Raw genomic sequence first — 14,238 nt, 5'->3', positions numbered from 1 at the left:
AAGATTCTTTTAACCAGAAGGCTATTATTCAAAACCACTATATTCAGTTCGCCTGCTTATTCATATTCAGCTACTGCTGTTTGCTCTCCACGTTTGCATCGTGAACTTTGGCCAACAGACCTTTAAATTGATTAAGCATTACGGTAAACTGCTCATCATCATCGCTCGTTCCTGAGCGCATCGCCAGTGGAATATGGAGCGCTTCATCATGAAGCTTCGCACCTTCCTCTGTCAACGTAATCATAACCTTTCGCTCGTCGTTAGCAGAACGCTCCCTATTGATAAGACCCGCAGACTGCATTCGCTTCAGCAGCGGAGTCAGCGTGCCTGAGTCCAGGTACAGCTTCTCTCCGATATCCTTAACCGTGCATTCCTTATGCTCCCATAGCACCATGAGCACCAGATACTGCGAGTAAGTCACGCCAAGCTTGTCGAGAAAGGGCTGATACAGCTTCGTAATCTCTCTAGAGCATGCATATATAGCAAAGCAAAGCTGGTTCTCCAGCTTCAATTCTTCATGAATCGACATAGTACCTCCACCCGCCAATCAGATTATGTTCTAAACAAGTTGTCTTCAATGCTACTTTAGCAGGATCATTCACATTTTCTTCTTATTTTAGCACAGCAATCATAAAAATCTACATTTAATTTATAAAAATTATTTACAAATTTATTTTATAATGATAAATTTAATTGTACACAATATATATTTACGGCATTCATACATTATCGTCACTGTGTTCTTATGACTCGTTATTCATCCGTATATACAATTCTCTTGCAGACTACAGGTTATTCATTAGTAATATCAAGCTTGGTACATTTGTAGTGATGTTTCCATTACCCTATAAATTGTTGTATGCTGCTGAGAATTTTTATATAGATTATATAGATGTAGTTTCTTGGACATCCAGAATGACTTGAAAATGAGGAAGCACCTCTTCGCGCCCATACTCTCAAGAACTACGAGAGCAGCGTAGAATAGGTGCTTTCTTTTTTTGTATGGATAGATACGCCGTATTTGCAGAGAGGCAAAATTACAAATATATTCAGATCATTGATCTGGACTCTTTGTGTATGCTTACTTTATTCAACTAACTCTATTTGCTTAGCAGCTGCTTGTGCGGGAAAAGAAGTGTTTACTCCTCCATCTATTATAACTCTCACTTTTTCACCGATACTAAAGTCATTCACTCTATCATCGTCAATGGTAATCCAAATCGCATTGGGGTCAGCAATTTTTAAAATTTCTTCAACGGACTGCTGATTTATATCAAATTCTAATTCATCTAAACCCTCAACAACAAGCAGACGCTCTTTTTCTTTGTCAATGATGTATCCTGTGATAAAGTTTTCATTGGGATGATTACCGGCCTGCTCTTTGGTTGACCCAGCATCATTTCCTGCATTGCTCGGTCCCTCATTAAGCGAACACCCGCTTAATATTTGAGCTAATAGTATTAAAATAACAGTTAGCTTCTTCAAGTTTCAATCCTCCCGCCTTCTTTGTCTATCTAATCTGACGAACTTAAAGTGTTCCAGACAATCTGGTCAGAATGTTCTGCGATCAAATCATCAGAACGGGATGCATGCCAGAAATAAATAAAAGTCACCAAAAATGGCAACTTGTCAAGCAGCTAAATAAGCTAATTCAAATTATTATAAGAATAGGGAATGTGACAAAATATCAATTTTAAAAATTCTTATTATAAGTTCATATGCCATGTATATGAATAAAATCCCATGTAATAAGTATAACTGTATTCCCGTCCGTTCAACAAAATGTTTTAAATATTTGCCAAGGGTATCATCAAATCTTATGCAAAATAGATATACCAAATATACCAAGAACTGAGTAATAAATGTACGACCATTAAAAATAAGTTCCAGAAATTCTTTTATTGCATTGGTCTCAGCTAGTGCAAAATAAGTAGTAAATAAAAGAAAAAAGAAATTGGTGTAATGATCAGAGAAAATCTGTTTCAATTCATCTAATTTCTGGTTGATTAATGACATTTAAGTTAACCTCTCCAGCTCAATGATGATCTGCTCCGTCAGTTTAACAATCCTACTCTTGTATTTTTTCACAATTATACTACGAAATTTTACTTTCATGTAAATTTGTAGTCAATTCTAATCATTTGTATTTATATAACATGGCAAGCTTGACATTGTTAAGCACTCTTATATACAATTCTTTTAAATTACAGATTCAAATATTTAGAGGCCAATTAAATTAAAGCTCTGTAATCTTTCATCTTATGGATCGATTGATGCAAATCCATATATACTATGAAAATAAGGAAGCACCTTTTTTCACGTTCATTACGTCCATGATTTGTTCTGAGACGAATACGTAAAAGGGGTGCTTTTTGGTGTACGGAAAATTATACGGTGCGTGCTTATACGGCATAGATGGAGTATTAATTGAGGTGGAAACCGATCTGTCGAACGGACTGCCTCAGACATCGATCATCGGTCTTCCGGATTCGGCTATCCGAGAAGCGGTGGAGCGTGTTCGCGCAGCGATTAAGAACTGTGGCTTTCAGTATCCAATGCAGCGGGTCACGATCAATCTGGCGCCAGCTGATCTGAAGAAGGAGGGGTCCTCTTTCGACTTGGCCATTGCCCTCGCCATTCTGTCGACTAGTGAGCAGCTGCTCCTTCCTCCTGACAAAAAAACGCTCTTCCTCGGCGAGCTTGCGCTGGACGGGAGTCTGAGGCCGGTACCTGGTGTACTTAGTATGGTGGATCTAGCCCGCAGGCAGGGTTTTGATTCCGTCATTCTGCCTCATGAGAACGCTACGGAAGGGGCGATTATTGGTGGAATTGAAGTATTTGGCCTCTCTCATTTGAAAGAGATCATTCCGGACAAACCCACTTCACCAGACGGAAGAGTTGTGATAGAAAACTACAACCATCTGATTAGTCATCGTCCGGCTATCGTGACTGCTCATCAAGTCAATCCCCTTCTTCCTGAAGATTATCTGGATGTTCTCGGGCAGCAGCATGTCAAGCGGGCGCTAACCATTGCCGCAGCCGGTATGCATAACATTCTGCTCGTAGGACCACCTGGTACGGGGAAAACGATGCTGATCAAACGACTTCCGACCATTCTCCCCCCGCTGTCTGAATCGGAGGCACTGGAAGTCACCAAAATATTAAGTGCTTCAGGAAAGCTTAAAGAAGGAGTTAGCGGGCTTGCAACGAGACGGCCCTTCCGTTCCCCTCATCATACGATCTCTGCCGGTGGACTGATTGGGGGTGGAACTGTTCCGAAGCCCGGAGAAGTTAGCCTTGCTCATAGAGGAATCTTATTTCTTGACGAGCTGCCGGAATTCAGCAGACAAGTCCTGGAGGTGCTGAGACAACCTTTGGAGGATCGCCAGGTTACGGTTAGTCGTGCACGAGCCGCCTTTACCTTCCCTGCTCATTTTATGCTCTCTGCATCGATGAATCCGTGTCCATGTGGATTTGCTGGAGGTGATCCTCAGCTGCAGCGCTGTACCTGCAGTCCTGCCAAGGTTGCTAGTTACCGTGCGAAAATATCCGGTCCCTTAATTGACCGTATTGATCTACAGGTTGAGGTTCCGAGGCCTAAGGAAGGATTAGAGGCTACGCTGACTTCCTCTTCGGAAACGATGCTTCAAATGGTTCTCTCCGCTCATAAAATTCAAGCTTCACGCTACAGGCATCACCCTATTTCCTGGAACAGTGAACTGTCCGGGAGGCTCCTGAGGCGTTATGTTAACCTGGAGCCAGATGCATCTGAAATGCTGGTTCAAACAATTGATGCCCTCGGACTCAGTATGAGATCCTATGATCGGATCCTGAAGATGGCAAGAACTATCGCTGATTTGGAAGGACAGGATTTAATTCAGATCGAACATGTTGCTGAAGCGATACAATATCGTAACCTGGATTTAAAATCTGTGGCGATGCCCGAGTATGATTAAGACTCTTAAGTGATTAGTCTTGCCTTTGAAATGGGACTGAAAACTTCAATTTTATAATAGAAGCAGGAGTGAGGATAAGTTCGTGTTCAATTGTTACCTGAACGGAATTGGAGTGAAGATTCAATAGAAAGTCTCTGAGTTACATAATTGGCATATTGATTTCGAACTGACGAACTGAATGCTAGATACATCATGATACGAACAACCTACGTTCAACCATAATCAATCAGTAACCATATCTTCTCGCCTTAGATAACATTCTTGCTGCATGGTCTAGATCATAATTATTCTCAAGCCAATCGACATCGACGTATTCCATACTTCCGAATCGCGCTTTATAGAAGGCCAGCCTCCGAATGGGATACGGCTCTCCTTCAATCTTGTTTAAAAGATAATATCCAAGCAGCTCTGCAGCTTCCTTCCAGGCATAGCCGGCCTTTTTACTCGTCTTCATCTCATATAAGGTACCGTCGACAATGACATCAGCTTGAGCACCGCCTACCAGACGGCGTCTGTGATCAAAGGCCGGATAGTATACTGTCTGGCCTTGTATCGTGGTGAAATGCTTCTTAAAAATCTCAATTAAACGAAGCAAATCCTCCATCACATCTGACGTAGGGAGACTTGTAAATTGTTTGACGAATTGTTCTGTACTGGTATAGGTAGACCTGACGCCTACTCGATATATCGTATCTAGCTTGCTGCACATAAATGCTCCTGCGATCAGCTCAGCTGGATCCATCTGTTCCCCGTGAATGAAGCTCGTCCATTTTGATTTAAAATCGGCATACAGCTCATTCAGCACGACTATCTCAGGAACATCCTCGAAAAATTCATTTATGACTTCATGTCCTTTTACAATATAGGGATTAAACGCTGCATCAGGAGAATCTCCATTCTCTCTCGCAATCATGGCGCAGGCCAGATATTGAAATGAATTTCGAATAAGGCCCGAGACGTAACTAGTGAACTGGGCTTCAGCCAATATGTTTTTATTTTTGAATGGGGCTGCCGCTGTGTTGGAATAAAATTCACCTGCCAGAGGTGTCACTTCTCGAATCGCTTTTTGCAAAGTAGAATTGGTATTCAATAACGAAGCCAAGCTCATAGATAAATCACCCTATCATGAAATGAATGGACTAGTACCATCCATTATAAATTTCATAAGACGAATTTACAAAAACCAAAAAAGCTCTTTCTGATCCGATCAGAAGAGCTTCGTCTTATCATGGCTTTATCTTACTATAGCTTACTCAAAAACCGTTAATTTGTCTGCTGCAGCCGTGCGTTCTTGCGGCTTCGGCACCACATCGGGGTACCCCACATAGATCATGCCAAGAATTTTTTCGCCGGGAACAATATTCAGAGTTTCTCTGAATTTAGGTCCGTACAGAAACGGCTTGGTTACCCAGAAGGTCCCGATCTCTTCACCCCATGCTGCGAGCATGAAATTTTGTATAAGTGCGCTGGTTGCGGCAAAATCCTCATCCCAAATTGCTTGGCGTGGATCTTCCTTCATGACGACCAGCAGCGTTGTTGGATTCGTAAGCACGGCATTGACAAATTTATTATCCTCGCCCATTTCATTCGATACCGCCTCAGCCAACTTCTGGCGACCTTCGCCCGTAAATAATAGAAATCTCCAAGGCTCACGAAGCTTATGATTCGGTGCCCACACCGCTGTATCCAGCAGCTCGGTAATTTTCTCAACCGGCACTGCCTCCTGCTTAAATTTCTTGATCGTCCGTCGTTCGCGAATGACATCCTTCACATGGACAGATGAAGCTATTTGTGATTCATTCATGTTATATAATCCTCCTTAACAGGTATGAAGTTGTTTTCTTCTCACAGATAATGATAATCTTTATCATTTAGATACTGGTGTTAGCATACCTCGGTTCTTCATCTAAAGTCAAATGATTACCCTAATGAGCTACCCTAGGAGTTCTACAACAAGCCTGCTCTTGCTCTAATAAAACAGAATATGATCGGTCATATCCCAACATTCGTGCGGCATCCCTTAAAGCACTTGTCATCATGTTAAATGATTGTAACAAACATCATCCAACCGTTCGAGCTGCACTTAAGAATTTCTGAATAAGTTGTTAGCTCCAACGATTGGATTAGAATGCATTCATAATGTGATCGATATGTAACGGTTCCTCTGTCCAGTCTGCTGGATTCAGCAGAACGCCTATGACATCAAAGCGAATTAGACTATTGTATAATTTGCGTTCTTGAATATATACAGCTGCGGTACGGCGTACCTGAGCTATTTTTCGTGGATTGACCGATTCCAGATGAGTTCCGAAGCGATCCAGGCTAGTCCTGCTTCTAACTTCTGCAAAAATGGTGGTTTCGCCCTTCTGAGCTATAATATCGAGCTCACCGCTCTTACATCTCCAGTTCGTATTCATAATGTTGTATCCCTGCTGCTTAAGATACTGAACTGCCGCCTGTTCCCCGGCTCCACCTTTCTCTTTGCGAGAATCTTTTCTCTTCCTCGGTGCAGCCGGTTTGGAATTATTATCGTCCTTCATGGATGCCTACACCTCTTTTCTCTGGCCGGCGGATACAATCGCCTTCTGCTCGGCCTGATATACAAAGGTAAGCACCTCGGCTACAAGCTGATACAATTCAGGAGGAATTTGTTGATCCAGATCCAGCTTGGACAGCACCTCAACAAGCGCGGGGTCTTCTTGAATTGGGACGCCATTCTCCAGTGCCTTCTCCAGAATGGATTCGGCCAGCCTTCCGTCCCCTTTGGCGACTACAACGGGGGCTTCTGCTTCGCCCGGTACGTATTTGAGCGCAACTGCCTTCTTGCGTACAACACTTTCTTCTTCCTGCTTCATACTCGCATATCCACTCCTTTATATGATTCCGGGACATACGAAGCCATCTTACTTACAGCTGAGGATGAGGAACCTTGTACCTGCTCTGTTTGCTCAGGACGGTTCTCTACCACTTCCGACTTATATACGGATAACTGATAGCCGGTATTCCGCAGCGCACTGTCCACTTGTTCACGACCCAGCTCAAAAATTTGTGCAGCCATCTCATTATCTGTACGAATATGCAGACTGATCACCTTGCCTGATACCTGCATGTCGATCAGCGTGGGACCGAGCTGCTTCATGTTCAGGTCAAACCAGATCCGGCAATGGGAGGCATCCATTTCGCCGCGCGGTCCGCGGCGGGACTGGATCTGGACATTTGCCGTCGTCTGACCGTCCGCTCCGCTCAGAGGGATGAACCAGTTCATCTGGGCAAAAGGAGCGGTCCGGTCGGTGTTCATGAGCAGCTGATGCCCTGTGAGCAAGTGCACGAGCTGACCTGCGGTCTCTTTGAGACCGGCAGGAAGCTCTGGACTTGCTTCCATCTGCATCAGCACGCTCTTGAGCGTGTCCGCCTGCTCTGCCGCGGACACCTCTGCCTGCGCGGGTGCCAGCATCCCGCGCACCACCTGCTGCTCGTGCTCCGCACCGAGCAGCTTCAGCACACGCGCCACCCACGAGTCATCCCTCGTGGTGGCAGGCGTGTGCACTGCCGGTGCTGGCGCTGCATCAGCACCGTCCTGCTGCGGCTCGCCCTGCGCTGCCGCAGTCACACCGCTGCCGGCCGGCTCTGCTCCGGCCGGCCCCTGCGGCGCTGCTCGTAGCTGGGCAAGCAGTGCTGCGGCACGCAGCACAAGCTCGCCCCCGCCTGCTGCTGCGCCTCTCGCCTGGACAGGAGCTTCGCCACTGTCCCCCAAACTGCGATTGGCTGAAGTCGCCGTCCTCGGCTCTTCAGCCTCCCCCACAGGCAGGCTCGTTCCCCCGCCTGCCGCACCCCGGTCCGCTGCAGCCACCTGCACCTGGCTGCCCGTACGTACCCGGTGATCCTGGGCTGCCGGATCACTACCACCCAATTCTGCCTGCGGCATCCCGGCTACAGTAGAACCCGTAACCCCTGAACCCGCAGTGCGAATCGTATTGGACCCAGCGGCTGCAGGACCGGGTGCTGCCGTTGTCTTTCCATCTACTCCGTTTCCTTGAGTAGCCCTGGAATCTGCAGCCCCTGTCTTCATAGTCTCCATGAGCTCCGGTCCATCAGCTCCATCATTTGTACCTGTTAATCCGGCAGTACCCGCTGCTTTGTGAACATCTGCTGCCTGCTGGGCCATTCCGGTACTGGTTAGCCTGCTCCCCTCGCTTCCAGCATGTGTCCGGGCTTGTCTAAGCTCTTGTGAGCCCTCCATTTCTGCAGCCGTATCTGAAATGCTCCCTGGTACCTTACCACTCAATCCATCGCTTTTAGCTGCTTCAGTTAGTCTTGTATCCAGCTGACCGAGCATCTCATCAAATGCGGGCCCAAACATCGCATAATATAGTCCCGAGAGGGTAGAGCCTGACACGGGCAGTCCCCTCTGTATGGCAAGACTTGCCGAGGTGATCCACTCGATATCCCCTGCTGCAGCCGGCTTCATATTCATAAGGGATTGAACAAGCTTCACATTATCCTTCGTCAGCGGAATTCCACTCTGCTGCATTGCACTCAGGAGTGTTCTGTTTTCCTTCGTATCCAGCAGCTGAAGATTTGTCAGCAGATCTGCAAGTGTTGTAGTCGATACAGATCCAAGTGTACCTTGAAAAGGCTTCATCACCATCATTCCGTCCTTATTCTGTCCACCCACCTGAAGCAGCGCATTCTGCCCAGCTACAAGTGGAGTATCTAATGCCGCCCTCACCTGCACCCCTTTGATCTGAAGCACAGCTTCCTTCTGATCCGGTGATACCTGTATGACCTCAGCACGCACCACCATGCCTTCCTTCAGCTCGAGCGTCTTAGCACCGCTTTGAGGCTTGGGATCCCCAAGCATGCCCCTGATTGCTTGACCTATATTCAAATACCATCCACTCCTTTCCACAAACAATGAGATGCTATCTATATCAACACATATTTAATGAAATTGATTCACCTTATAATCTATTCATTTTATCGGTATAACGGGTGGGACACTGAAGAAGTCGTTGCTATTAAAAAAGCAGCACTGCTATTAAACACAGTACTGCACGAAAATAACTTAATTTACAATGCATATTCATCCCTCATATTGAACGAATAACATAAATCAAGACAGGTACATCAACAACGATTTTCTGCGATCTAGCATCCTATCAAGTTTATCTGCTAGAGTAAGCCACTACGATTAGATATAAACATTACTCAGACTCTGTACGTCTGCTGCCTCTTGCTGCACTGGACCCTGTCTGTTAGAACAAAGTAGGCTGCTCCTGCTCTCCTAATATTTTTCCGAGAAAGCTTCTGCGATGCAGCGGTGTAGGCCCCAGTGCGAGCAACTGCTCTCTGTGCAGCTTTGTTGCATATCCTTTATGTATAGCAATACCGTACTCAGGATACAGAGCATCCCACTCGCCTTTACACATCCGGTCTCTTGTTACCTTGGCAATGATAGATGCTGCACCAATCGATTGGCTGTTCGCGTCCCCTTTAATAATTGATAGTTGCGGCAGAGGTATATCTACGGTTTCTGCGTCCACGAGCAGATGATCCGGAGATGGAGTAAGTGCATGAACCGCCTGTTTCATCGCAAGCCGAGAAGCCTGCCTAATGTTAATCCGGTCAATAGTCTCCACATCGACGATCCCGATACCTACTGCGACAGCTTCCTTCATAATGATGTCAAATAACAATTCACGCTTCTTGTCGCTTAGCTTCTTGGAATCATTGACCCCTTCGAGCACTAACCCTTTTGGCAAAATGACGGCTGCGGCAACGACATCACCGAACAAGCAGCCTCTTCCTACTTCATCAATGCCTGTAATATATTCAGCTCCGCTGTCCCATGCTTCTCTTTCATATTTAAGCATATCCATCTCAGGCTCTTCGAACGTATCCGTCTCCTGTATGTTCAGATCCAATTCTTTCATTTGTTTTTTCCCCCTAACGGCACATCCCATAACCAATATCATAACATATGTATCAATAGGGTAGAAACATATAGAAGCTGGATAACACAGCAATCCCCTGCAGTACGCTGCAGGGGATTGGATTGCTTGCGATATTCTTATCTTGATGAGTTATAACATACCTTCATTTAAAAAGGAGATTCCAGACTGAATCGACCAAGCTTGCCGCCTCTCAGCTCTCTAAGCATCAAGGAGGATGCCTTCTCCAGATCAATTCGTCCCCCGCTCATGACAGCGCCGCGCTTGCGCCCGATCTCTTCCATAACGGCAACGATTTGATCTGGATCTTCCGAATCCTTTGGAGCTTCAGACAAGCCGTAACGCTCCTGCATTGCCGGCCAGTAATACTGAGCAAGATACTTGATCGCGAAGAAGGCGATGTCCTCCACGTTCAGTATCTCTTCCTTGATCGCACCGGTCACGGCCAGACGATAGCCCACATTCTGATCTTCGAACTTAGGCCACAGAATACCTGGGGTATCCAGGAGTTCAATTTCCTTACCTACTCTGATCCATTGCTGACCTTTGGTTACGCCTGGTCGATCACCGGTAGCCGCGATATTTCTGCCAGCCAAACGGTTGATCAATGTCGATTTGCCGACATTCGGAATGCCAACGATCAGTGCGCGAATCGCTCTCGGATTCATGCCTTTGGCAATTTGCCGATCGATCTTTTCCTTCAACAAGATCTTAGCAGTTGAGGGGATATCCTTAACCCCGGTACCTGTATTGGCATCGACTGCAAGTGCAGTATGCCCCTCTTCTTTAAAATATTTAATCCATTCTTCCGTTACCTTCGGATCAGCCAAATCTGACTTGTTCAGCAGAATCATTCTTGGCTTGTCCTGCAATATTTCATCAATCATCGGGTTACGGCTGGATAATGGAAGCCGTGCATCCACCAGTTCAATGACGACATCAATCAATTTCAGCTTCTCCTGAATTTGTCGACGGGCTCTCGTCATATGTCCTGGAAACCATTGTATGGTCATCGCAATTCACCTTCTTTTTCACAAACAGTTGGATCCATTTATATAATACCCTGAGGTGCTTCTATCATGAGTATCTACAGATCAAACCGGTATAGTTTGTCCTCAAAATTTCAAAATCAGTGATTAATCCATTCGATATCCTTCAGCGGCCAGAAAATAACGTCGGCACGTCCTACAATATCCTCAAGCGGCACATATCCAATCATGCGGCTGTCTGTACTGTTCCCACGGTTATCACCAAGGGCAAAAATATGACCTTCCGGCACTGTGCCGTCTGGGAAATACTCATTCGGGAAGTTATAAGTGTTATACTGTCCGCCATTCGCCTGTGCCTCTGCAATCGCTTCTTGCAGATAAGGCTCCTCTACAACTTCGCCGTTTACTCGCAAGGTATCTCCAGTGACTTCAACGGTGTCCCCTTCTACAGCAATGACCCGCTTAATGAAATCCCGGTTCTCAGAAGGGACATGGAAGACAACGACCTCTCCGCGTTCAGGCTGCCTGATATCATACAGAATCTGGTTCACAATGACTCTTTCCCCTGTATGAAAATTCGGCTGCATCGATGGTCCGTCAACAATAAAAGGCTTGAACAAGAAGAATCGGATAATAAACACAAGCACTAATGCAATTGCAATGGCTTTGATCCATTCCCAAATCTCGTTCTTTACTTTCTTTGACTTAGAATTCCCATTCTCCGGTGTATTCAATCGTTCATTCTGTACATCCTGCTCCATCGCTTGTCCTCACTTCCTCATCCATGTCATCGAAACGATGCATCTAGACATATTCTATGTATGAAATCTGGTTAGAGACATACCATCTGTTGTCAAGATCGTTTCCTCTGAAAATATTGTAAGAGAAATCTTAGCAGGATACAACTTCATCTCTCCGATCGGAGGGCGAGCGCTCCTCTATATCACATCAATAGATTATATTCTATATTGTTCATATTCACATGAGCTATGTTATTCCTGAATATAAGAACGTAAACCATCTTGAACGAACAATCATTTTTACATAAAAAAAGCGAAAAGGGCTTGTTTCCAAGCCCTTTCCGTTATTCGTTATATTAACGAATTTCTTTAATTCTCGCTGCTTTACCGCGAAGTTCACGAAGATAATAAAGCTTCGCACGACGCACTTTACCACGGCGAGCCACTTCGAGTTTATCGATTTTTGGGGAATGAAGCGGGAAAGTTCTTTCCACACCTACACCGTAAGAAATTTTACGAACTGTAAAAGTCTCACTGATTCCACCACCACGGCGTTTGATTACTACACCTTCGAACAACTGGATACGTTCGCGAGTTCCCTCGATAACCTTAACGTGCACTTTTACAGTGTCACCAGGACGAAAGTTCGGCAAATCTTTACGCAATTGTTCTTGTGTAATCGCTTGGACGATATTCATCTATGACTCCCTCCTTCCGTACAGGTGTTCATGTCTCTTCCGGATAACCTTCTGTTACCCATCATCATCCACAGCGGACCACCGTATTCCACACAACAGAAAAATTATAACATGTTATTACGAAGTAATGCAAGCATTAAGAACTTTTTTTCTCATAAAACCACTGGCGCATGGAGAATCATGTTATTTGGTATCTGATTCAGCACCCTTGTTGTACTCAAAATGTAAGAATCTAGCATATCCCCGGGCTTCTTCATCTATTCATCCCGTTTATGCTGATCCAGCCATGCTTTCTCCTTCTTCGTCAGCTCCACCTGCTCCAGCAGATCGGGGCGTCTGGTGAGTGTCCGAAGCAAGGACTGCTCTCTGCGCCAAGCATCAATGTTTTTGTGATGACCTGAGAGCAGGATATCCGGTACCTTGTGGCCTCTAAACTCCGCAGGTCTGGTATAGTGAGGGTACTCTAGCAAACCGGTGCTGAATGAATCTGTAACTGCACTTGTCTCGTTGCCCAGCACCCCTGGAAGCAGTCTTACCACACTGTCTATAACGACCATTGCAGGCAGCTCTCCACCTGTCAGCACATAATCTCCGGTCGAGATCTCGTCCGTGACGAGATGCTCTCGAATTCGCTCATCATAGCCTTCATAGTGACCACATATAAAGATGAGATGCTCTTCCTTGGACAGCTCCTCTGCCTTCTTCTGCGTAAAGGTCTCGCCTTGAGGGCACATCAGAATGATGCGCGGCTGCTTGGCAGAAGAAGCCTCTGGCTGTGTCTCTTCAGCTGATTTTGCAGCAGCACTCGATTGGGCATCCTGATCCGCTTCGTTCAGCAAATCTTCTACTGCTGCAAAAATCGGCTCTGGCTTCAGCACCATTCCGCCGCCGCCGCCGTATGGCATGTCGTCTACTTGTCCATGCTTGTTCCCCGCATATTCACGAAAATTCAGCGCATTCAAAGAAACAATTCCTTTGGCTTGGGCTTTCCCTAATATGCTGGTACCAAATACACCATAAAACATTTCCGGAAACAGGGTTAATACATCAACCTTCATTACACTAATCCTTCCATCAGGTGCACAGTTACCTTTTGATTCACAACATCAACATGCAATATGACATCGTCAATATAAGGAAGCAGAATCTCTTTGCCTTTGTTTGCTTTGACCACCCAAACGTCATTCGCTCCTGGAGTCAGGATCTCTTTGATCGTGCCAAGTGCCTCGCCTTCATCAGTTACCACTTCGCAGCCGACAATTTGATGGAAGTAGAACTCGTCTTCGCTCAGCTCAGTTTGATACTCAGAAGACACTTTCAGCATCATACCTTTATATTTTTCTACTTCATTGATGTTTGTGAAATCGTTTAAACGCACGACATACATATTTTTGTGAAGTCTTGCTGACTCTACCGTTACAGGCAGTTGTCCCTCTCCCGTTTCGATAACCAGCTTGCTCCCTTTAGCAAAGCGCTCCTCCGGGAAATCGGTCAGTGGAAGTACTTTTAGCTCACCACGAATTCCGTGGGTATTTACGATTTTTCCAACATTAAAAAATTGTGACATAGGTCCTCCTGTATTTCAATTAGACAAGGCTAAGTTATATAAGCATGTACGAAAAAGGGCTAGGACATGCATCCTAACCCCCTTTCGTATATCTTTAAGATATGATATCGACGGTAACCCGTTTATCCATCTTAACTGCTGCAGATGTGACGACCGTACGGAGTGCTTTCGCGATCCTCCCCTGCTTGCCGATCACTTTCCCCACATCCTCAGGATGCACGGTCAATTCATAGACAACAAGGCGATCCTTCTCCAGTGTCCGGACCGACACATCTTCCGGATGATCTACCAAAGCCTTCGCAATAACGCCGACTAATTGTTCCATAGATACCCTCCG

General features: G+C 45.6%; 15 protein-coding genes. 1 reads left to right on the top strand and 14 read right to left on the bottom strand.

Going from position 1 to position 14,238, the window contains the following annotated elements; all coding sequences use genetic code 11:
* Positions 1–70 precede the first annotated feature (70 nt).
* Together PUW25_RS09480 and PUW25_RS09475 are read right to left on the bottom strand one after the other, a co-directional pair.
* Positions 71–529 carry a MarR family winged helix-turn-helix transcriptional regulator gene (locus PUW25_RS09480; RefSeq protein ID WP_047909733.1) on the bottom strand — a complete coding sequence of 153 codons (459 nt, stop codon included), beginning with the start codon at positions 527–529 and terminating at the stop codon, positions 71–73.
* A 557-nt stretch (positions 530–1,086) separates the two neighbouring features.
* Positions 1,087–1,485, bottom strand: coding sequence for a YobA family protein (locus PUW25_RS09475; protein WP_047909734.1), 399 nt, complete (start codon positions 1,483–1,485; stop codon positions 1,087–1,089).
* Positions 1,486–2,375: 890 nt separating this feature from the next.
* On the opposite strand from PUW25_RS09475, the gene PUW25_RS09470 reads away from it, so the two are divergent.
* The gene (locus tag PUW25_RS09470) at positions 2,376–3,956 is read left to right on the top strand and encodes a YifB family Mg chelatase-like AAA ATPase (protein ID WP_047909736.1); all 1,581 of its coding nucleotides are present in this window, start codon (positions 2,376–2,378) and stop codon (positions 3,954–3,956) included.
* A gap of 226 nt (positions 3,957–4,182) precedes the next feature.
* Here the strand turns inward: PUW25_RS09470 and PUW25_RS09465 are convergent, their stop codons facing one another.
* The 12 genes from PUW25_RS09465 to PUW25_RS09410 all read right to left on the bottom strand — a co-directional run bounded on the left by PUW25_RS09465 (position 4,183) and on the right by PUW25_RS09410 (position 14,226).
* Positions 4,183–5,064, bottom strand: a complete 882-nt coding sequence (locus PUW25_RS09465) for a hypothetical protein (RefSeq protein WP_205053369.1) — start codon at positions 5,062–5,064, stop codon at positions 4,183–4,185.
* Positions 5,065–5,205: 141 nt separating this feature from the next.
* Entirely contained in the window at positions 5,206–5,760 is a 555-nt protein-coding gene (locus PUW25_RS09460; RefSeq protein ID WP_047909739.1) for a nitroreductase family protein, read from the bottom strand.
* A 319-nt stretch (positions 5,761–6,079) separates the two neighbouring features.
* Positions 6,080–6,496 carry a YraN family protein gene (locus PUW25_RS09455; protein ID WP_047909740.1) on the bottom strand — a complete coding sequence of 139 codons (417 nt, stop codon included), beginning with the start codon at positions 6,494–6,496 and terminating at the stop codon, positions 6,080–6,082.
* 6 nt (positions 6,497–6,502) lie between these two features.
* On the bottom strand, positions 6,503–6,811 hold the full coding sequence (locus PUW25_RS09450) for an EscU/YscU/HrcU family type III secretion system export apparatus switch protein (protein WP_047909741.1): 309 nt from the start codon (positions 6,809–6,811) through the stop codon (positions 6,503–6,505).
* Positions 6,808–8,844, bottom strand: coding sequence for a flagellar hook-length control protein FliK (fliK, locus tag PUW25_RS09445; RefSeq protein WP_274336948.1), 2,037 nt, complete (start codon positions 8,842–8,844; stop codon positions 6,808–6,810). The genes PUW25_RS09450 and fliK overlap by 4 nt, the downstream gene beginning before the upstream one ends.
* A 367-nt stretch (positions 8,845–9,211) precedes the next feature.
* Positions 9,212–9,889: a ribonuclease HII gene (locus PUW25_RS09440; RefSeq protein WP_274336947.1), complete on the bottom strand. Its 678-nt coding sequence runs from the start codon at positions 9,887–9,889 to the stop codon at positions 9,212–9,214.
* 167 nt (positions 9,890–10,056) lie between these two features.
* A complete protein-coding gene (gene ylqF / locus PUW25_RS09435; protein WP_047909743.1) occupies positions 10,057–10,920 on the bottom strand; it encodes a ribosome biogenesis GTPase YlqF in 864 nt (287 codons plus the stop codon).
* 116 nt (positions 10,921–11,036) lie between these two features.
* A complete protein-coding gene (lepB, locus tag PUW25_RS09430) occupies positions 11,037–11,657 on the bottom strand; it encodes a signal peptidase I (RefSeq protein WP_047909744.1) in 621 nt (206 codons plus the stop codon).
* Positions 11,658–11,992: 335 nt separating this feature from the next.
* A complete protein-coding gene (rplS, locus tag PUW25_RS09425; protein WP_047909745.1) occupies positions 11,993–12,334 on the bottom strand; it encodes a 50S ribosomal protein L19 in 342 nt (113 codons plus the stop codon).
* A gap of 257 nt (positions 12,335–12,591) precedes the next feature.
* On the bottom strand, positions 12,592–13,392 hold the full coding sequence (trmD, locus tag PUW25_RS09420) for a tRNA (guanosine(37)-N1)-methyltransferase TrmD (protein WP_274336946.1): 801 nt from the start codon (positions 13,390–13,392) through the stop codon (positions 12,592–12,594).
* Positions 13,392–13,901 carry a ribosome maturation factor RimM gene (rimM, locus tag PUW25_RS09415; protein ID WP_274336945.1) on the bottom strand — a complete coding sequence of 170 codons (510 nt, stop codon included), beginning with the start codon at positions 13,899–13,901 and terminating at the stop codon, positions 13,392–13,394. Before rimM ends, trmD begins: the two co-directional genes overlap by 1 nt.
* A gap of 94 nt (positions 13,902–13,995) precedes the next feature.
* Entirely contained in the window at positions 13,996–14,226 is a 231-nt protein-coding gene (locus PUW25_RS09410; RefSeq protein ID WP_047909748.1) for a KH domain-containing protein, read from the bottom strand.
* Positions 14,227–14,238: the final 12 nt, after the last annotated feature.

Origin of the sequence: Paenibacillus urinalis (assembly GCF_028747985.1) — a bacterium.
Taxonomy (GTDB): Bacteria; Bacillota; Bacilli; order Paenibacillales; family Paenibacillaceae; genus Paenibacillus; species Paenibacillus urinalis.
This window is presented reverse-complemented; position numbering and strand designations above follow the sequence as displayed.